The 18,901-nt window shown below is 72.6% G+C and carries 16 protein-coding genes; 7 read left to right on the plus strand and 9 right to left on the minus strand.

Features of this window, described 5'->3' with window-relative positions:
• Positions 1-132 precede the first annotated feature (132 nt).
• Positions 133-1,941 carry a proteasome ATPase gene (arc, locus tag LX83_RS02755; protein WP_253766584.1) on the minus strand — a complete coding sequence of 603 codons (1,809 nt, stop codon included), beginning with the start codon at positions 1,939-1,941 and terminating at the stop codon, positions 133-135.
• A gap of 239 nt (positions 1,942-2,180) precedes the next feature.
• Here arc and LX83_RS02760 point away from each other — a divergent pair, with 239 nt between their 5' ends.
• The 3 genes from LX83_RS02760 to LX83_RS02770 all read left to right on the plus strand — a co-directional run bounded on the left by LX83_RS02760 (position 2,181) and on the right by LX83_RS02770 (position 4,712).
• Positions 2,181-3,152, plus strand: coding sequence for an Rv0361 family membrane protein (locus tag LX83_RS02760; protein WP_253766586.1), 972 nt, complete (start codon positions 2,181-2,183; stop codon positions 3,150-3,152).
• Positions 3,153-3,333: 181 nt separating this feature from the next.
• Positions 3,334-3,888: an Rv0361 family membrane protein gene (locus LX83_RS02765; RefSeq protein ID WP_253766588.1), complete on the plus strand. Its 555-nt coding sequence runs from the start codon at positions 3,334-3,336 to the stop codon at positions 3,886-3,888.
• A gap of 77 nt (positions 3,889-3,965) precedes the next feature.
• Positions 3,966-4,712, plus strand: a complete 747-nt coding sequence (locus LX83_RS02770; RefSeq protein WP_253766590.1) for an Rv0361 family membrane protein — start codon at positions 3,966-3,968, stop codon at positions 4,710-4,712.
• A 21-nt stretch (positions 4,713-4,733) separates the two neighbouring features.
• Here LX83_RS02770 and LX83_RS02775 read toward each other — a convergent pair whose 3' ends face one another.
• Together LX83_RS02775 and LX83_RS02780 are read right to left on the minus strand one after the other, a co-directional pair.
• The gene (locus LX83_RS02775; protein ID WP_253766592.1) at positions 4,734-5,561 is read right to left on the minus strand and encodes a tRNA (adenine-N1)-methyltransferase; all 828 of its coding nucleotides are present in this window, start codon (positions 5,559-5,561) and stop codon (positions 4,734-4,736) included.
• Positions 5,562-5,743: 182 nt separating this feature from the next.
• The gene (locus LX83_RS02780; protein WP_253766594.1) at positions 5,744-6,880 is read right to left on the minus strand and encodes a site-2 protease family protein; all 1,137 of its coding nucleotides are present in this window, start codon (positions 6,878-6,880) and stop codon (positions 5,744-5,746) included.
• Between the two features lie 168 nt (positions 6,881-7,048).
• Here LX83_RS02780 and LX83_RS02785 point away from each other — a divergent pair, with 168 nt between their 5' ends.
• Together LX83_RS02785 and LX83_RS02790 are read left to right on the plus strand one after the other, a co-directional pair.
• Positions 7,049-8,005: a RecB family exonuclease gene (locus LX83_RS02785; RefSeq protein WP_253766596.1), complete on the plus strand. Its 957-nt coding sequence runs from the start codon at positions 7,049-7,051 to the stop codon at positions 8,003-8,005.
• Positions 8,006-8,100: 95 nt separating this feature from the next.
• Positions 8,101-8,913: a thioesterase family protein gene (locus LX83_RS02790; protein ID WP_253766598.1), complete on the plus strand. Its 813-nt coding sequence runs from the start codon at positions 8,101-8,103 to the stop codon at positions 8,911-8,913.
• A 98-nt stretch (positions 8,914-9,011) separates the two neighbouring features.
• On the opposite strand, the gene hisG is transcribed toward LX83_RS02790, so the two are convergent.
• Genes hisG through LX83_RS02805 form a run of 3 tightly spaced genes read right to left on the minus strand, consistent with a single transcriptional unit; the run spans position 9,012 to position 10,905 of the window.
• Positions 9,012-9,857 carry an ATP phosphoribosyltransferase gene (gene hisG / locus LX83_RS02795; RefSeq protein WP_253766600.1) on the minus strand — a complete coding sequence of 282 codons (846 nt, stop codon included), beginning with the start codon at positions 9,855-9,857 and terminating at the stop codon, positions 9,012-9,014.
• 20 nt (positions 9,858-9,877) lie between these two features.
• Positions 9,878-10,141 carry a phosphoribosyl-ATP diphosphatase gene (locus LX83_RS02800; protein ID WP_253766603.1) on the minus strand — a complete coding sequence of 88 codons (264 nt, stop codon included), beginning with the start codon at positions 10,139-10,141 and terminating at the stop codon, positions 9,878-9,880.
• Between the two features lie 59 nt (positions 10,142-10,200).
• Positions 10,201-10,905 (minus strand): HAD family hydrolase, encoded by a 705-nt coding sequence (locus LX83_RS02805; protein ID WP_308203897.1) that lies wholly within the window; start codon positions 10,903-10,905, stop codon positions 10,201-10,203.
• A 546-nt stretch (positions 10,906-11,451) separates the two neighbouring features.
• Between LX83_RS02805 and LX83_RS02810 the strand changes: the two genes are divergently transcribed.
• A complete protein-coding gene (locus LX83_RS02810; RefSeq protein ID WP_407649459.1) occupies positions 11,452-12,351 on the plus strand; it encodes a PAC2 family protein in 900 nt (299 codons plus the stop codon).
• A gap of 238 nt (positions 12,352-12,589) precedes the next feature.
• Entirely contained in the window at positions 12,590-13,444 is an 855-nt protein-coding gene (locus LX83_RS02815) for an SDR family oxidoreductase (protein ID WP_253766605.1), read from the plus strand.
• Positions 13,445-13,457: 13 nt separating this feature from the next.
• Here LX83_RS02815 and LX83_RS02820 read toward each other — a convergent pair whose 3' ends face one another.
• The 3 genes from LX83_RS02820 to LX83_RS02830 form a co-directional block, all read right to left on the minus strand.
• Positions 13,458-15,875 (minus strand): glycoside hydrolase family 95 protein, encoded by a 2,418-nt coding sequence (locus LX83_RS02820; RefSeq protein ID WP_253766607.1) that lies wholly within the window; start codon positions 15,873-15,875, stop codon positions 13,458-13,460.
• Between the two features lie 233 nt (positions 15,876-16,108).
• On the minus strand, positions 16,109-17,476 hold the full coding sequence (locus LX83_RS02825) for an MFS transporter (protein WP_253766609.1): 1,368 nt from the start codon (positions 17,474-17,476) through the stop codon (positions 16,109-16,111).
• A 197-nt stretch (positions 17,477-17,673) separates the two neighbouring features.
• Positions 17,674-18,843, minus strand: a complete 1,170-nt coding sequence (locus LX83_RS02830; RefSeq protein WP_253766611.1) for a fumarylacetoacetate hydrolase family protein — start codon at positions 18,841-18,843, stop codon at positions 17,674-17,676.
• Positions 18,844-18,901: the final 58 nt, after the last annotated feature.

Genomic DNA, 18,901 nt, shown 5'->3' on the forward strand with positions numbered 1-18,901 from the left:
GTCCGGCCGCCGGATCCGGTGCGCCCCACCCAGAACAGAGTTCGGGGCCGTGCCACCCGCTGGTGACACGGCCCCGAATCACGGTGTCGCGCTCGCCATCCCCCAGTACCGGATGGCGGGTAGGTCGTCCCGTTACAGGTACTGACCGGTGTTGGTGGCGGTGTCGATCGCCCGCCCCGCCTCCTGGTTCTTGCCGGTGACCAGGGTGCGGATGTAGACGATCCGTTCGCCCTTCTTGCCCGAGATCCGTGCCCAGTCATCCGGGTTGGTGGTGTTGGGCAGGTCCTCGTTCTCGGCGAACTCGTCGACGATGGCGTCCAACAGGTGCTGCACCCGCAGGCCGGGCTGCCGGGTGTCCAACACGGACTTGATGGCCGCCTTCTTGGCCCGGTCGACGATGTTCTGGATCATCGCGCCGGAGTTGAAGTCCTTGAAGTACAGGACTTCCTTGTCCCCGTTGGCGTAGGTCACCTCCAGGAAGCGGTTCTCCTCCGTCTCCGAGTACATCCGCTCGACGGTGTGCTGGATCATCGCGTCGATGCAGGCGGCCGGGTCGCCACCGAACTCGGCCAGGTCGTCGGCGTGGATGGGCAGGTCGGGTGTCAGGTACTTGGAGAAGATGTCCTTGGCCGCCTCGGCGTCCGGCCGCTCGATCTTGATCTTCACGTCGAGCCGGCCCGGGCGCAGGATGGCCGGGTCGATCATGTCCTCCCGGTTGGAGGCGCCGATCACGATGACGTTCTCCAGCCCCTCGACACCGTCGATCTCGCTGAGCAGCTGCGGCACGATCGTGGTCTCGACGTCGGAGGAGACGCCACTGCCCCGGGTGCGGAAGATCGAGTCCATCTCGTCGAAGAAGACGATGACCGGGGTGCCCTCGGACGCCTTCTCCCTGGCGCGCTGGAAGATCAGCCGGATGTGCCGCTCGGTCTCACCGACGAACTTGTTCAGCAGCTCCGGGCCCTTGATGTTCAGGAAGTACGACTTGGCCTGGCCGTCGTCGTCGCCCCGGGCGGCCGCCACCTGCTTGGCCAGCGAGTTGGCCACCGCCTTGGCGATCAGGGTCTTTCCGCAGCCGGGCGGCCCGTACAGCAGGACACCCTTGGGCGGGCGGAGCTTGTACTCGTTGAACAGCTCGGCGTGCAGGAACGGCAGCTCGACCGCGTCCCTGATCTGTTCGATCTGCCGGAACAGGCCGCCGATGTCGACGTAGTCGACGTCGGGCACCTCCTCCAGCACCAGGTCCTCGACCTCGGCCTTGGGCACCCGCTCGTAGGCGTACCCGGCCTTGACGTCGACCAGCAGTGAGTCACCCGGCTTCAGCGGAGCGTCGACCAGTGGTTCGGCCAGCCACACCACGCGTTCCTCGTCGGCGTGCCCGACCACCAGCGCCCGCAGCGGGCCGTCGCTGTCCGGTTCCGCGGCGAGCAGTTCACGCAGCGTGCACACCTCACCGGTGCGCTCGAAGGCACCGGCCTCCACCACGGTCAGCGCCTCGTTGAGGCGGACCGACTGCCCCAGGCGGAGCGCTTCCCCTTCCACCGCCGGTGAGACGGCCACCCGCATGCGCCGGCCGGCGGTGAACACGTCCACCGTGCCGTCCTCGTGTCGGCCGAGGAACACGCCGTAGCCACTGGGTGGCTGTGCGAGTCGGTCGACTTCCTCGCGCAACGCGAGCAGTTGGCTGCGTGCCTCGCGGAGGGTGTCGATGAGCTTGGTGTTACGCTCGGTCAGCTGACTGACACGCTCAGACGCCTCAGCCAGCCGCTGCTCCAACAACCGGACGTGTCGTGGTGACTCCGTCAACTTGCGGCGCAGCAAAGCGATCTCGTCTTCCAGGTACCGGATTTGTGCTGACAGCTCGGCAGAGCCCTGATCAGTGTTCCGCTCACCACCTGCTGAGAACTCAGCAGATTGGCTGCCGGGACGGTCGTGCTGCATGTCGGCACCCTCCTCCCGTGCTCGTACCCACCACGGTACCGGTGATCACCGACAAAAGAGGTCATCTCTTGGCCGGACAGGCCATGCGAGCGGACACAAACCGCCCGCTCGGCGGGATGAACTGCTCCATTCCAGTGTCAGCCGGAACCACCTACCCGCTACCGTGCGTCCATCTTTAGTCCACCGGCGCGTGTCCGCGCAGTGTCCACGCCATTCATGGCAAATGCTAGGAGAACGTGATGTCCGTCCCGCCGCAACAGCCAGGGCCCCACGGCCAGCAGTCCGGGGGCTGGCCGCAGCAGCCCGGGCAGCCGGGACAACCAGGGGTTCCCGGCCAGTTCGGGCAGCAGCCCGGGTTCGGCCAGCAGCAGGGCGGTTTCCCACAAAGTGGACCCTTCCCCCAGCAGCAGCCCGGTGTCCACGCCCAGCAGCCGGGTGGCTTCGGCGGGCAGCCGGACCAGTCAGGCGCGTTTGGACAGCCCGGGCAGCCCGGTGGTTTCGGGCAGCCCGGTGGTTTCGGGCAGCCCGGTGGTTTCGGGCAGCCCGGTGGTTTCGGGCAGCCCGGTGGTTTCGGACAGCCGGGCGGTTTCGGCCAGCCCGGTGACCCCGGCCAGCCCGGCGGTTTCGGACAGCCAGGCGGTTTCGGCCAGCCCGGCCCGTACGGCCAGCCCGGTGCGTACGGCCAGCCGGGCGGCTTCGGCGTGCCGGGCATGCCCGGCGAGCAGTACGGGCCGCCGCGCCGGAAGAGCCCGCTGCCGTGGATCCTCACCGGTGCCGGCGTGGTGGTCGTGGCCGTGGCGGCCGTCCTCGTCGTGGCGCTCAGCGGCCCCAGCACCGCCACCCCCCAGGGGACGGCCGAGTCCTTCGTGGCCCTGCTCAACGACCAGGACTACGCGGGCATGAAGGAACTCACCTGCGCCCAGCGGCAGGACGACATCGACAAGATGAAGAAGACGCTGGACATCTCCGACAAGCTGGACGACCTGCCCGAGGAACTCCAGCAGTACCGCGACGACCTGAAGAAGGTCACGATGAAGGCCACCCTCGGCGAGGTCAAGCAGACCGACGACACCCACGCCACCGCCGAGATCACCGTCAAGTACAACGGGGTGCCCCCGGCCTTCCTGGAGGAGACCGGCGGCAGCGACCAGCTCTCGGACGAGATGCCCCTGCGCAAGCAGGGCGACGAGTGGAAGTTCTGCGACAGCTGACGGTTCCCGCCAGCACCGCGCCGGACGGGCCCGGGTCTTCCCCGGGCCCGTCCGCACGTTCCGGGCCAGTTGCTCACCCTGCCGGGCGTGGACCCGCCGCAACCGGCGGAAACAGCCCTGGTCGCCACTAGGCTGCGGCACCTGTTGATCAACACCGACAGCGATCGCAGGGAGACCCGCAGTGACCGAGCCGCGCACCGAGCCCGCACCGTCCCACCCAGACTGTCCACCTCGGTCGGGCTACCCCGACTGGCCGACCCGCCGGCCCTCGCCCCGGCCCGGCCGGCGCGTCGGCGCCGTCGTCATCGCGGCCGCCCTGTTCGGCGGCGGTACCGGCCTGTACCTGCTGCTGCACGACGACACACCGGTGGGGACCGGCACAGGCGGGGCCGCCCAGGCCGCGCACGCCTACGTCAAGGCCTACAACGCCAAGGACGAGGCGGGGCTGGCCGAGCTGACCTGCGCCGAGGTCAAGGACGCCAACAAGCGGGCCGAGGAGGGCCTCGGCCCCGAACTGCGGGCGCTGGCCGAGAAGATGAAGGAGGTGCAGAAGAACGCCAGGGCCGAGGCCACGGTCACCAGCGTCATCGAGTCCGACACCGAGGCCGAGGTTGGCCTGCACATCGAACTGGAACTGGCCGGGCAGCGCAACGAGCAGGACACCACCCTGCGGTTCACCAACACCGGCGGCACCTGGACCATGTGCGATCCCGCGATGGCGGCGGACGACGAGTGAGACCCGGCCGAGCGGGCTCCGGGCGGGGAGCGAGGCCAACTAAGGTGGCGGGCACAGCCGAGACGTCGAGGTGCGCCGTGACCTACCCACCACAGCAGCCGGGACCGTACGGACAGCCAGGGCCGCAGGGCCAGCCGGGTTATGGCCAGCAGGGCGGGGGTTACGGTGCCCAGCCGGCCGGCTACCCACCGGTGGGGCCACCACCCGGTGGCTACCCGCCGGGCCCCCAGCCGGCACCGCCACTCGGCTTTCCCACCGGCGGCTTCCCGTCCCAGCCCGGCTACCCGCCGCCCCAGGGACAGCCACCCGGGCGGAGGACCGGGCTGGTCGTCGGCATCGTCGTCGCCGTGGTCGTGCTGCTCGCCGGCGGCGGCACCGGCCTGTACCTGTTGTCGAACCGGAGCGACGAGCAGCCGGGCGGCGGCACGGCCGGCGGCGGCACCGACGCCGCGGCGCTCGCCGTGGTCGACAAGTTCACCAAGCTCAACCAGGACCAGCTGACGCAGGGCCGGACCAACTTCGCCGAGTTCGAGGGCGTGGTCTGCGCGCAGGACCTGGCCACCGGGCAGGAACGGGCCGGGTCGGCCACGGTCCGGACCACCCCGCAGCCCAACCTCACCATCACCACCGACCACGTTCAGGTCGACGGCGACCACGGGACGTTCACCATGCACGTGTCCGGCACCGACTCGACCAACCGGCAGCACAACCAGGACGTCCCCCTGCGGCTGGTGAAGGACTCGGGCAGCTGGCGGGTGTGCGGGCTGTACGACTCCGCACCGGCCTCCGGCACCCCGTCCAGCCAGCCCCGGCCCTCCCGGTAGACCCGGTGGGCCCGCCCGGGTTCACCCCTTGCTGGGCCGCCGCTGCGGGGTTGGCGGCACCACGCCCTCGGCCAGCCGCCTGGTGGTGAGCAGGAACGCGGTGTGCCCCACCATGCGGTGCTCCGGCCGGACCGCCAGGCCGACCACGTGCCACGGCCGGACCAGCGTCTCCCACGCCTGCGGCTCGGTCCAGCAGCGCTGCTCGCGCAGTGCCTCGGTGACCCGGGACAGCTGGGTGGTGGTGGCCACGTAGACCACCAGCACCCCGCCGGCGACCAGGTTGGCGGAGACGGTGGGCAGCACCTCCCACGGCGAGAGCATGTCCAGCACCACCCGGTCGACCTCACCGGAGTGCTCGGTGAGGTTGTCCACCCGCAGCGTCCAGTTGTCCGGCCGCGTGCCGAAGAACTGCTCCACGTTGCGCACGGCGTGGTCGGCGTGGTCCTGCCGCACCTCGTAGGAGAGCACGCTGCCCGACTCGCCGACCGCGCGCAGCAGCGAGCAGGTCAGCGCCCCGGAGCCGGCGCCGGCCTCCAGGACCCGGGCGCCGGGGAAGATGTCGCCGTACATCAGGATCTGCGCGGCGTCCTTGGGGTAGATCACCTGTGCCCCGCGCGGCATGGACAGCACGTAGTCGGCCAGCAGCGGGCGCAGCGCCAGGTACGGGGTGCCGCCGGCCGAGGTGACCACCGACCCCTCGGGCTTGCCGATCAGCTGGTCGTGGTCCAGGCCGCCGCGGTGGGTGTGGTACTGCCGGCCCGGTTCCAGGACCAGCGTGTACCGCCGGCCCTTCGGATCGGTCAACTGCACCCGGTCACCGGGTTGGAACGGACCGCTTGCGGTGCTCACCGCGACGAACCTCCTGCGCGTGGTTGGTAGCTCGGCCGGGCGCGACCGGCCGGCGCACGATAGTCGCAAAGCCCCGCCGACCCGCCACGCGCGGGGAGGTCCTGGGGTGCCGGGAGCCACGATCCGGCCGCGTGTCGAACGCGGTCAGCCGCGTGTCCGCCGCGGCCTGGCGTCGGTCGCGGTCAGGCGCGTCGGGCGGCCAGTGCGGCGCGCACGTCCTCCCGGCGCAGCACGCCGCAGGGCCGGCCGTCCGGGTCGACCACCAGGAACTGCCTGGCGGTGGTGGCCCGCACCCGTTCGACGACCTCCTCCCCCGGCTCGCTGTCCAGCAGCACCGCCTCGGGCAGGATCGGCTCGGCGGCCTGCTCGGCGGGTGAGCGGGGCGCGGCCTCGGCCAGCCGCTGCGCGGCGGGCTGGTCGAGCAGCCCGGCGGCCACGCCGTCGGCGCGCACCAGCACCACGCCGCGCCCGGCCGAGGCGAACAGCGCGTCGGCCACCGGGCTCTCCGCCGGCAGCTGCAGCACCGGGCGGACCAGCTCGGTCAGGTTCAGCTCGACCGGCCAGCTGCGCCGCTGCTCGGCCGCGAGTTCGCCGCGGGCCCCGGCCACCACGAACCACGCGGTGAGCGCGCACACGCCCAGCCGCAGCCAGCGGTCCTCACTGCCGGCCAGCACCCCGGCCAGTGCCCAGACCATGAGCACCACGGCCACCGCGCCGCCGCCGACCACCGCGGCCCGGGTGCCGGCGGAGCGCCGGCCGGACAGCGCCCACACGCCGGCGCGCAGGATGCGCCCGCCGTCCAGCGGCAGGCCGGGCAGCAGGTTGAACACGGCCACCGCCGCGTTGGCCACCGCGGTCTGGGCCACCAGCAGCCAGACCGCGGTGTAGGGCAGCGGCGCGAACGCGGCCAGGCCGAAGATCGCGGCCAGCCCCACGGACACGGCCGGCCCGGCCGCCGCGACCAGCCCCTCGTGGCCCGGCCTGCCCGGCGTCCTCGCCACCTCGGAGATGCCGCCGAGCAGGAACAGCCGCAGCCGCCGGACGGGCAGGCCCAGCCGCAGCGCGACCAGGCAGTGGCCGAGTTCGTGGGCCAGCACCGACAGCCCGAGCAGCACGGCGAACGTGCCGGCCAGCACCATGGCCGCGCCCGGCTCGATGTCCGGGATCAGCCGGCTGACCAGGGGTGTGTAGAACACGGTGACCACGATCGAGCCGAGCCACCAGGACGGCGCGAGCACCACCGGCACCCCGGCGGCGCGGAACAGCAGCAGGCCACCGTCCCGGTCGGCCTGCTGCCTCCAAGCGGTCGTGGCAGCCACACCCAGAGCCTAGGCCGAGACGTGTGGGGCGTGGGTGATGCGCCGGCCGCCGAGGCTCCCCTGATCCGGCGATGACCGGCCCTGACCGGCCGCCCGACCAGCGACGGGACACGCGCGGCAGCACGGCCGTCCCGGGACTGTCGGGGGGCTGGCCTATCGTGTCGAGCCATGTCGGAAACGGTCAAGGCGGCTGCGCCCACTCCCGCTCCCGGCGCCGGGGACGGTGCCACGGCCGGTGGCGCTGGCTCGGTGGCGGCGCCCAGGGCATCGGGTGGCGGCCGGTCCGGGTGGCGGCCGGCGCTGTCGCCGTCCAGGGCGGGTGACTTCAAGCAGTGTCCGCTGCTCTACCGCTTCCGCGCGGTGGACCGCCTGCCGGAGAAGCCGACCAAGGCCCAGGTGCGGGGCATCGTGCTGCACGCGGTGCTGGAGGAGCTGTTCGACCTGCCCGCCCAGGAGCGGGTGCCGGAGCGGGCCCGCGCCCTGGTGGAGCCGGCCTGGCAGCGGGTCAGGGCGGAGCGGCCGGAGCTGGCCGGCCTGTTCGACGGCGCCCCCGACGAGGAGGTCGCCGAGTGGCTGCTCTCGTCGAACAAGCTGATCGACGGGTACTTCGCGCTGGAGGACCCGCGCCGGCTGGAGCCGGAGGCGCGGGAGCTGCTGGTCGAGTCCGAACTGGCCTCCGGGGTGCTGCTGCGCGGCTACGTCGACCGGCTGGACGTGGCCCCCACCGGGGAGATCCGGGTGGTCGACTACAAGACCGGAGCGGCGCCAAGGCAGATCGGCGAGGGCAAGGCGCTGTTCCAGATGAAGTTCTACGCGCTGGTGCTGTGGCGGCTGCGCGGTGTGGTGCCGCGTCAGCTGCGGCTGATGTACCTGGCCGACGGCCAGGACCTGGCCTACACACCGGACGAGGCCGAGCTGCGGCGGTTCGAGCGCACCCTGGAGGCCATCTGGGACGCCATCCTGCGGGCCGGCCGCACCGGCGACTTCCGCCCCAACCCCAGCCGGTTGTGCGACTACTGCGACCACCGGGCGCTGTGCCCGGCCTTCGGCGGCACGCCGCCGCCCTACCCGGGCTGGCCGGAGCCGGACGCGGGCCAGGAGACCGCGTTGGACCGGGCCGACTGAGCGCGTCGGCCAGCCGGGCGGACCGGCTGCTACCCCCTCTGGTTACCGGCGAGTAATATCCGGTCGAGCATCCGCATCCGCGCAGGAGGTCGACCATGGGTGGCGCGTTCTACCAGCCACTGGGTGAGGGCAGGTACCGGTCCACCCGGCACACGGCCGGACCGTGGTCGGCGCACAGCCAGCACCTGGGGCCGCCCTCCGCCCTGCTGGTGCGCGAGCTGCTGCGCTGCTCGCCCCGGCCGGACACCGCGCTGGCCCGGGTGGCCTTCGACATCCTGGGGCCGGTGCCCGTGGCCGAGGTGCGGGTGCGGGCGTGGCTGGAGCGGCCCGGCCGCTCGGTGGAGCTGCTGTGCGCCGAGCTGTCCTCGGCCGACCGGGTGGCGGTGCGGGCGCGGGCGTGGCGGATGACCGGCACCGACACCACGGCCGTGGCGGGTGGCCAGCCACCGGCGCTGGCCCCGCTGGACACCGCCACCGCCGTGCCGTCCCCCGGCGAGGGCTGGGGTGACGGCTACCTGCAGGCGGTGGAGTGGCGTGGCCTGGCCGGCCGGCTGCAGGGCGGCCAGGCCACGGTCTGGGGCCGGCCGCTGGTCGCCCTGGTGGACGGCGAGCAGCCGAGCCCGCTGGAGTCGCTGTTCAGCCTGGCCGACTCGGCCAGCGGGGTGTCCAGCCGACTGGACATCCGCCACTGGCTGTTCATCAACACCGAGCTGACCGTGCACCTGTACCGCCAGCCGGTGGGCGAGTGGATCGGCCTGGACGCGCGCACCGAGATCGGCCCCGGGGGTGTCGGCCTGGCGACGAGCGTGCTGCACGACAGCGCGGGGCCGGTCGGCCGCAGTGCCCAGGCGCTGCTCGTCCGACCCCGCGACCAGCGCCAGCCAGCCGCCGACCCGGCGGCCGGCTGAGCAGGCCGCCGGCTGGGCGGGTGACTGGCCGGGCGGGTGACTGGCCGGGCGGGTGACTGGCCGGGCGGAGGCCGACTGGGGACGGGTCCCCCGTGCGATCAGAGCCGGCAGAAGCGGATGTCGGAGGCGAGCACGGCCTTGGCGCCCAGCGCGGCGAGCTGGTCCATGATCTGGTTGGCGTCGGCGCGGGGCACCATCGCCCGCACCGCCACCCACTCGGGGTCGGCCAGCGGCGCCACCGTGGGTGACTCCACGCCCGGGGTGATGGCGATGGCCTGCTCCAGCAGGACCCGCGGGCAGTCGTAGTCCAGCATCAGGTAGTTCTGCGCGTACACCACGCCCTGCAGCCGGGCGGCCAGCTGCGCCTTGGCCGGTGAGTCCGCCGAGTCCCGCTGCTCGATCAGCACCGCCTCGGACGTGCAGATCGGGTCGCCGAACGCGGCCAGGCTGTGCTGGCGCAGCGTGCGGCCGGACCCCACCACGTCCGCGATGGCGTCGGCAACGCCGAGCTGGATGGAGATCTCCACCGCGCCGTCCAGCCGGATCACCGTGGCCTCGATGCCCCGCCGTTCGAGGTCGGCCCGCACCAGCTTGGGGTAGCTGGTGGCCAGCCGCTTGCCGTGCAGGTCGGCCACGGTCCAGTCCTGGCCGACCGGGGCCGCGTAGCGGAACGTGGAGCCGCCGAAGCCGAGGGACAGCCGCTCCGCCACCGGAGCGCCCGAGTCCAGCGCCAGGTCCCGGCCGGTGATGCCGAGGTCCAGCTCGCCCGAGCCCACGTAGATCGCGATGTCCTTGGGCCGCAGGAAGAAGAACTCGACGTTGTTGGCCGAGTCGTAGACGGTGAGGTCGCGCTGCTCGTTCCGCTGCCGGTACCCGGCCTCGGACAGCATCAGGGACGCCGGCTGGGCCAGGGCACCCTTGTTCGGCACGGCCACGCGCAACATGGTTGGTCTCCCCTGGTCGGTCACAGGTAGCGGTAGATGTCGTCGAGGCTCAGCCCGCGGCCGAGCATGAGTACCTGGACCCGGTAGAGGAGCTGGGAGACCTCTTCGGCCAGCCGTTCGTCGGACTCATGCTCCGCGGCGATCCACACCTCGCCGGCTTCCTCAAGCACCTTCTTGCCCTGCGCGTGCACGCCGGCGTCCAGCGCGGCAACGGTGCCCGAACCCGCCGGTCGGGTTCGGGCCCGTTCGCTCAGTTCAGCGAACAGCTCGTCGAACGTCTTCACGGATCGATCCTCGCATTCGGTTCGCTCGTCACACGATCCGGGCGGCGACCCGGCCCGGCTCACGCGGCCTCGGCGGTCAGCAGTCGACCCAGTTCAGCCACGTCCAGACCGACCAGTGACTCCCGGATCACCCGGCGCTCCCCCGGGGGCACGTCCACCTCGCACGGCACCACCAGCACGGTCGCCCCGGCCGCGACCGCGGCCTGGGTCCCGGTGGGCGAGTCCTCCACCGCCACGCAGTCGTCCGGACGCACCCCCAGCAGCCGCGCCGCCCTGAGGTAGGGCTCGGGGTGCGGCTTGTTCCGGCCGTCCACCTCGTCACCGCACACGGTCACGTCGAAGAACTCCCGGCCGATGCGGTCCAGGGCGATCTCGGTGAGCGCCCGCTCGGTGGAGGTCACCAGGGCGGTGGGCAGCCCGGCCGCCCGCACCGCGCGCAGCGCCCGCTCCGCGCCCGGCCGCCACGGCAGCTGGCCCCGGAACAGCTCGGCGGTGCGCTGCCGCAGCCAGTCACCGGCCCTGGCCAGCGCGTCCGGCTCGGCGGGCAGCCCCAGGTCGGCGAACAGCAGGACCAGGGTGGCCGACATGTTCGCGCCGATCATGGCCTTCCTGGCCGCACTGGACAGCGTGCCCCCCAGGTGGGCGGCCAGATCGTGCAGTGCGATGTCCCACAGCTTCTCCGAGTCGACCAGCGTGCCGTCCATGTCCCACAGCACAGCGGCCGGCAGTCGGGTGTGGCCGTCCAGCGCGGACGGTCGCTCCACGGGAACTCCTCTCGGTCACGGCACCGCGCACGGCACCGGGTTGGTCGGGGCAGCCGGGCACTCCGGCACCGGCATTGTCCGTGCCGCCGCGGCCCGGCCACCGCCCGGCGGCGCGCGCGGGCGGCGTCAGGTGCGGGCGCGCCCACCCCCGCGGTGGTGCCCACCCCCGGGATGGTGGCGGGCGGGCGCGTCGCCGGCCCCGGCCGCCGACGGTTCCCGGCCACGGTCGGCGACGCCGTGTTCACCCAGGTTGGCCAGGTCCGCGCCGAAGGTGTTAGTTTCCCCGGCGTCGGCGCCGACCAGGGCACGACCGTGGGGACGGGCGCGCGGCACACCGGGCCGGGCGCCGGCGCCGGCCCTGGCACACCCCACCGGACCGGCGGAATCGTCGGGTGACCTGGCAGCCGACCTCGGCGTCGGCCGCACCGCGCCGGCCGGGCCGGGGACCCGGGTGCGCGGGGCTGCCGGGGGTGGCGGTCCGGCACGATCCGACATGCCCCAAAGCCTACGGTCATGAGGCTGACCGATTGGTCGTAGGCTGATCCAGTGACCGATCCGGACCTGGGCCGCAAGGGCCCGCCCACCACCGAGAAGCCCCTCACCAACGCGATCATGGTGGCGGCGTTCGAGGGCTGGAACGACGCTGGCGACGCGGCCAGCACCGCGATCGAGCACCTGCAGCTCACATGGGACGCGACGCCACTGGCGGAACTGGACCCGGACGACTACTACGACTTCCAGGTGACCAGGCCCACAGTCCGCATGGTGGACGGGGTGACGCGTCGGGTTGTCTGGCCCACCACCCGGTTGTCGGTGTGCCGGCCGCCCGGCTCGTCCACGGATGTGGTGCTGGTGCACGGCATCGAGCCGAACATGCGGTGGCGGAAGTTCAGCGACGAACTCGTCGACTACGTCCAGCAGCTGGGCATCACCACCGTGGTGACGCTGGGGGCGCTGCTGATGGACACCCCGCACACCCGCCCGGTGCCGGTCAGCGGCACCGCCTACGACACCAACTCGGCCGCCAAGTACGGGCTGGAGCGGTCCCGCTACGAGGGGCCGACCGGCATTGTCGGGGTGTTCCAGGACGCCTGCGTGCAGGCCGGGGTGCCGGCCATCTCGTTCTGGGCGGCGGTGCCGCACTACGTGTCCCAGCCGCCGTCGCCCAAGGCGACGCTGGCCCTGCTCCACCGGGTTGAAGAGGTGCTCGACATCGAGGTTCCCCTCGGCGCGCTGCCCGAGCAGGCCGAGGACTGGGAGCGCACCGTCAGCGAGATGGCCGAGGAGGACGAGGACGTCCGCAACTACGTCCGGGCGCTGGAGGAACGCGGCGACGCGGAGATCCAGATCACCGAGGCCAGCGGGGACGCCATCGCCGCCGAGTTCGAGCGGTACCTGCGGCGGCGGGGCCGGGGCCCCGGCGGCCGGGGGTCCAACAGCCTGTGACGCCCCGTGCCGTGACGAGTCGTCGCCAGCCCCGTCCGTGACGAGTCGTCGCCACCGGTGACGGACGCTGGCGTCCACCGGCCAGGGGCGCCAGCCCGCCCGTGGCCGGTCCGCCGACGCCGCGTCCGGCTCCGGTGATCACCGGCCCGGTTTCACCCCACCCACTCGCGGATACCCGGGGATCCAGCGGGGCACGGCCCCGCACGTCAACCGGATCTCGTCGCCAGGGAGTGGGTAGATGACCGACTCGCAGTTGCCGCCGCAGGAACAGCAGCCGCCGGGCACGACCGGGCAGATGCGCCCCGAGCCCCGCGACTCCATGGCCGACTACGTCGGGCGCGACCTGCTGCGCGGCCGGCGTGCCCTGGTCACCGGCGGCGACTCGGGCATCGGCCGTGCGGTGGCCGTGGCCTTCGCCAAGGAGGGCGCCGACGTGGCCATCGCCTACCTGGAGGAGCACGAGGACGCCAGGCACACCGCCGAACTCGTCGAGGCGACCGGCCAGCGCTGCCTGACCCTGCCCGGGGACCTGGCCGAGGCCGGCCACTGCCGTGAGGTGGTCGAGCGGACCACGCGCGACCTGGGCGGGCTGGACCTGCTGGTGAACAACGTGGCCACGCAGAACCCGGTGAACTCGCCGGACGAGCTGACCGAGGAGCAGTGGCTGCGCACCTTCGACGTGAACATCCACAGCTTCTTCCGGGTCACCTCGGCCGCCCTGCCCTACCTGCCCGGTGGCAGCGCCATCATCAACACCGCCTCGGTCAACGGGTTGCGCGGCAACAAGACGCTGATCGACTACTCCGCCACCAAGGGCGCGGTGATCGCCTGGACCTACTCCATGGCCCAGGCACTGGTGGACCGGGGCATCCGGGTCAACTGCGTGGCACCTGGTCCGGTGTGGACACCGCTGATCCCGGCCACCTTCCCGGCCGAGCGGGTGGAGAAGTTCGGCCAGAACGTGCCCATGGGCCGGGCGGCCCACCCCGACGAGCTGGCGCCGACCTACGTGTTCCTGGCCGCCGACCAGCTGTCGTCGTACTACACCGGTGAGGTCATCGCCGCACTCGGCGGCGAGACCACGCCCGGCTGACCGGGTTGCTTACTCACCGCGCGACGGCCAGGTAGTGGTGGCCGGCGCGGGCGGTGAAGGTGACGCGGTCGGCGTCCCGGCTGACCGGCACCCGGGCCCCGGTGGTCACGTCCACCAGGGCGAAGTCCCCCTGGAACAGGGTGCCGCGCACGGTGAGCGGTCCGTCGTGGCCGGTGGTGAGGGTGTACTGGGTGGCCCGGCCGGCCGCCCAGCTGGCGCCGACCGTGACATCGCCCCGGGCGCGCAGCCCGGCGACCGAGCCCCTCGGCCAGCTGGCCGGCAGCGCCGGCAGCAGGTGCACCTCGGTGTGCTGGCTCTGCACCAGCAGCTCGGCCACGCCCGCGGTGGCCCCGAAGTTGCCGTCGATCTGGAACGGCGGGTGGGTGTCCCACAGGTTGGCCAGGGTGCTGGTCCTCAGCTGCTCGGCCAGCATCCGGTGGGCGTGGTCGCCGTCCAGCAGCCGCGCCCAGAAGTTGATCTTCCACGCCTTGCTCCACCCGGTGCCGCCGTCACCGCGCGCGGTGAGCGACACCTCGGCCGCCCTGGCCAGTTCCGGGGTGCTGCCCGGGGCGATCTGCCGCCCCGGGTGCAGGCCGAACAGGTGCGAGACGTGCCGGTGGTCGTCGGCCGGGTCGTCCCAGTCCTGCTTCCACTCCTGCAACTGCCCCCAGGAGCCGATCCGGGTGCCCGGGTCCAGCCGGCTCAGGGTGTCGCGCACCCGGTCGAGGAACGCGGCGTCCTCGCCGACCGCCTCCGCCGCCTCGACGGTGTTGGTGAGCAGGTCCCAGACGATCTGCTGGGACATGGCCGCGCCCGAGGAGAAGTCGCCGTGCTCCGGGGAGAAGCTCGGCGTCACCACCAGCGATCCGTCCCGAGGATCCACCCGCAACTGGTCCAGCCAGAACTCGGTCAGTTCCCTGAGCACCGGGTAGGCCCGCTCGCGCAGGAACCGCTCGTCCCTGGTGAACCGGTAGTGGTCGTAGTACTGCTGGGCCAGCCACGCCCCGGCCTCCGGGAACCAGAACGCCGTCGGCCAGTCGTGCACCCCGGTGAACCCGAACGGGTTGGTCTCGTTGTTGACCACCCAGCCCGGGCTGTCGAACAGCTGCCGCGCGGTGACCCGGCCCGGCTCGCGCAGCGCGTCGACGAAGTCGAACAGCGGTCCGGTGGTCTCGGTCAGGTTGGTGACCTCGGCCGGCCAGTAGTTCATCTGCAGGTTGATGTTGGTGTGGTAGTCCCCGCTCCACGGCGGCGTGGTCGAGTTGTTCCACACTCCCTGCAGGTTGGCCGGCAGCGAACCGGCCCGCGACGAGCTGATCAGCAGGTAGCGGCCGTACTGGAAGTACAGCGCCTCCAGCGCCCGGTCGGCCGCGCTGGTGCCGTCGGTGTAGGCGGCCAGCAGCGCGTCGGTGGGCTGGTCGGGCATGCGCTGCCCCACGTCCAGCCGCACCCGGTCGAACAGCGCCCGGTAGTCGCGCTGGTGCGCCGCCAGCAGCGCCGGGTAGGGCGTGCCGGCCGCCCGGTCGACCACGCGGGTCACCCGCTGGTGCGGGTCGGCGCCCCGGTAGTCCGGGTAGGTGTCGGCGTAGTCGGTGCCGGCGCCGAGCACCAGCACGGCCGCGTCGGCACCGGTCACGGTGACCGAGCCGTCCGGGTTGTCCACCCGGCTGCCGCCCTCGGCGCGCACCTGCACCTGCGCCTCGTAGCGCAGGCCGTTGTCGCTGAGCGCGCCGCGGATGGTGATCCGCCCGTTGGCCGCGGTGCTGGTCACCGAGCGGTTGTCCGGCACGCTGACCCGGGCGGTGAAGCCGATCCGGCCCCGCTCGCGCGCGGACAGCCTGGCCACGACCACCCCGTGCGCCGCCGAGGCGAAGTACTCGCGCAGGTAGTGGGTGCCGTCCGCGACGTAGGACACCGAGCCGACCGCGCGGCCGATGTCCAGGGCGCGCTCGTAGCCGGTCACCTCCCCCGGCGCGGTGAGCGGGTCCAGCGCCAGCTCGCCGAAGTCCTGGTAGGCGCCGTAGCCCTGCTTGGGCTGGCCCAGCTGGTCGGCCACGGCCCGCGGGTCCAGCCGGGTGACCGCGGCCAACTGCTGGCGCACCGAGTCGAGCGCGCCGGGCCGGGGCCGCGTCCAGTTGCCGTGGGTGTAACCCTCGCGCGAGCCCGGCCCACCGGTCCACAGGGTCTTCTCGTTGAACTGCAGCCGCTCACCGCCGGGGGCGCCCAGGAAGGTCGCGCCCAGGGCGCCGTTGCCCAGCGGCAGCGCCTGGGACTCCCAGTCCGTGGCCGGTTCGTCGTACCAGAGGGTCAGCGGACCGTGCCGGCCGCGCTCCTCGGCCTGGTCGTCGGCCAGTGCGCCGGGCGGTGCCACCGCCGTGCCCAGTGCCACGGCCACGCCCAGCACCACCGCCAGTCCACGCGAGCCCGCCATCTGTCCTCCCGCCCCGACGCAGCACGTCACCGCATCACGTCACCGCGCGCAGTGACCCGATGTCTTCTCGTGATCGGGAGGTTAGGCAGGTTGCGCCGGTGCCACAAGACCAGGGCTGACCTCGGCACTGTCGAGTGGGCCATTCGCCCGAGCTGGTGCGACCACCCGCACCACAGCACAGACATCCGACGAATAGCGATGCGGTCCGGTGTGGCCGGACGGGCGGCCACGGGTCAGCGGGCCGTCACCGGCACCCGCCGGTTGGTGCCGGGCACGACCGTCGGGTGCGTGTGGATGGGCACCTGGGCGGTCTCCGGCATGACCAGGATCGGGATGATCGCCACCACCGCCGCGCCCATCAGGTAGTAGGCCGGGACGGTGGTGGAGCCGGTGCTCGCGATCAACGCGGTGATCACGAACGGGGCGGTGCCACCGAACAGCGCGGTCGACACGCTGTAGCCGATCGAGAAGGCGCCGTAGCGGTTGCGGGTGGCGAACATCGCCGGGAACGTGGAGCCGATGGTGGCCAGGATGCACAACAGCAGCAGGCCCAGGACGAGCAGCCCGCCGGCCACCCCGAGCACGCCGCCCGTGCCGATCACGGTGATCGCCGGGTAGCTCAGCACCAGGAACCCCACGGCCGCGGTGATCAGCAGCGGCTTGCGGCCGATCCGGTCGGACAGCGCGCCCACCGGAGCCATGCACAGCATCAGCACCACCATCACCCCGATGATCAGCAACAGCGCCTCGGTGGCGTCGATGTCCAGCACCTGGGTCAGGTACGTGGGCATGTAGGTGAGCAGCGTGTAGTCGGCCACGTTGAGCAGCACCACGATGCCCATCAGGTTGAGGATCTGCCGCCAGTTGTTGGCGATGACCTCCTTGAACGGCGCCGAGGTGACCGCGCCGGCCTGCTCGCACTGCTGGAACGCCGGGGTGTCGTCCAGCCGGTTGCGCAGGTAGAACCCGATCAGGCCGAGCGGCGCGGCCAGCAGGAACGGGATCCGCCAGCCCCAGGAGACCATGTCCTGCTCGGACAGGGTGAGCTGGAAGACCGTGGCCAGCCCGGCGCCGAGCACGTACCCGCCCAGCGTGCCGAACTCCAGGAAGCTGCCGAAGAAGCCCCGCCGCCTGGTCGGGGAGTACTCGGCCATGAACGTGGCGGCGCCGCCGTACTCGCCGCCCGTGGAGAAGCCCTGCACCAGGCGGGCCAGCACCAGCAGGATCGGCGCGGCCACCCCGATCGTGGCGTAGCTGGGGATCAGCCCGATGGCCACGGTGGAGCCCGACATCAGCAGGATCGTGGTGGCCAGCACCCGCTTGCGGCCGAACCGGTCACCCAGCGGACCGAGCACGATGCCACCGAAGGGACGCACCACGAACGGCACCGCGAGCACCGCGAACCCGGACAGCAGCCGCACGGTGGGATCGAACTCCGGGAAGATCGCCGCGGTGATGCTGGTGATCAGGTAGCTGTAGACCGCGAAGTCGAACCACTCCATGGCGTTGCCCAGGGCCGCGCCGGTCACCGCCCGGCGCACCGTCGCCTCGTCCGCCTCGGCGACCGCGCCGCCCTGTTCTCGCTGGTGGTGCCCGTCCATGAACATCCCTTCTCGCTGTGCGCGTCGGGGGTCCTACCCCGTTTGGAGCACAGCCAAACCGGACGTGTGGCGGGCGCCACCCGGCACGCGCCGGCGGCGGGGTTTCAAGCCGCGCCGCCGGGCAACGCGCGGGCGGGTGCGGGTGGCGGCGGTGGTGGGTGGCGGGCGGTGGCGGTAGCGGGTGATGGCGGTGGCGGTCAGCGTTCGCGCAGCAGGCCCCGCGCGGCGAGGTTGCGCATGAACGCCCGCAGGCCCGTCGTCCACGGCGGGGCCTGGTCGCAGAAGGTGACCTCGTTCTGCAGCGTGCCCAGCCGGGGCGAGGAGATGCGCACCACGTCGCCCTCGTGGTGGGTGAAGCCCTCACCCGCGCCGTCGCGGTCCTGGGTCGGCGCGAACAGGGTCCCGGTGAACAGGAAGATCCCGTCCGGGTACTGGTGGTCGGCGCCCACGGTGTGCGCGACCAGGTCCAGCGGGTCCCGGCTGATCTCCCGCATCGAACTCGACCCGGTGAGCACGAACCCGTCCCGCCCGGTCACGGTGAGCGAGACGGTCAGCTGCCGGATGTCGGCCAGGCCGAAGGTGTCGTCGCGCAGCCGCAGCAGCGGCCCGATGGCGCAGGAGGCGTTGTTGTCCTTGGCCATCGGCAGCAGCAGCGCGCTCCGCCCCTCGACGTCGCGCAGGTTGACGTCGTTGCCCAGGGTGGCGCCGCGCACCGCACCGGCGGCGTTGACCGCCAACACCACCTCCGGCTCGGGGTTGTTCCAGGTGGAGCCGCGCCGCACGCCGATGGGCGCGCCGAGGCCGACCGAGGCCAGCACCGGCGCCTTGGTGAACACCTCCGGGTCCGGGCCCAGGCCGACCTCCAGGTACTGCGACCACAACCCCTCGGCCACCAGCAGTTCCTTCACCCTGGCCGCCTCGGGCGAGCCGGGCCGGACGCCGCGCAGGCTCTCCCCCACCACGTCCACCAGCCGCTGCCGGATGCCGGCGGCCAGCGCGGGGTTGCCTCGGGCCTGTTCCTCGATGACCCGCTCCAGCAGGCTGCTGCTGAACGTCACACCGCACGCCCTGATCACCTGGAGGTCGCACGGGGCGAGCAGGTGGGGCCGGTCGGTGCGGCCGGCCAGGGTGTGCTCGACCAGCTCGGCCAGCGGCCAGCGCTGACCACCCGGCGCGTGTCGGACGATGGCCACCGGATCTGTCTCGTCGAGCAGGTCCGCCACGGTGGGCACCCGCTCGGTCAGATCGACCACGTCCGACCCCCGCACCGCGGCCACGCACGGGCCACCCACCTCCGGGTCGAACACCCTGGCCACCAGCGTGGCCCGGTCCGCGTCCTCGGGCAGCACGTCGGTGCTCCCATCCATCAGCAGCTCCTCCTCGCGGTCCAGCCGGTACCCCCACCTGCCCGCATCCTGTCATCCG

The organism is Goodfellowiella coeruleoviolacea, from assembly GCF_024171785.1.
Lineage (GTDB): Bacteria > Actinomycetota > Actinomycetes > Mycobacteriales > Pseudonocardiaceae > Goodfellowiella > Goodfellowiella coeruleoviolacea.

Excerpts from the sequence above, each read along its gene's own strand:
- arc (WP_253766584.1), bottom strand. The coding sequence starts at position 1,941 with ATGCAGCACGACCGTCCCGGCAGCCAATCTGCTGAGTTCTCAGCAGGT.
- LX83_RS02760 (WP_253766586.1), top strand. The coding sequence starts at position 2,181 with ATGTCCGTCCCGCCGCAACAGCCAGGGCCCCACGGCCAGCAGTCCGGG.
- LX83_RS02785 (WP_253766596.1), top strand. The coding sequence starts at position 7,049 with ATGTCGGAAACGGTCAAGGCGGCTGCGCCCACTCCCGCTCCCGGCGCC.
- LX83_RS02790 (WP_253766598.1), top strand. The coding sequence starts at position 8,101 with ATGGGTGGCGCGTTCTACCAGCCACTGGGTGAGGGCAGGTACCGGTCC.
- hisG (WP_253766600.1), bottom strand. The coding sequence starts at position 9,857 with ATGTTGCGCGTGGCCGTGCCGAACAAGGGTGCCCTGGCCCAGCCGGCG.
- LX83_RS02815 (WP_253766605.1), top strand. The coding sequence starts at position 12,590 with ATGACCGACTCGCAGTTGCCGCCGCAGGAACAGCAGCCGCCGGGCACG.
- LX83_RS02820 (WP_253766607.1), bottom strand. The coding sequence starts at position 15,875 with ATGGCGGGCTCGCGTGGACTGGCGGTGGTGCTGGGCGTGGCCGTGGCA.
- LX83_RS02825 (WP_253766609.1), bottom strand. The coding sequence starts at position 17,476 with ATGGACGGGCACCACCAGCGAGAACAGGGCGGCGCGGTCGCCGAGGCG.
- LX83_RS02830 (WP_253766611.1), bottom strand. The coding sequence starts at position 18,843 with ATGGATGGGAGCACCGACGTGCTGCCCGAGGACGCGGACCGGGCCACG.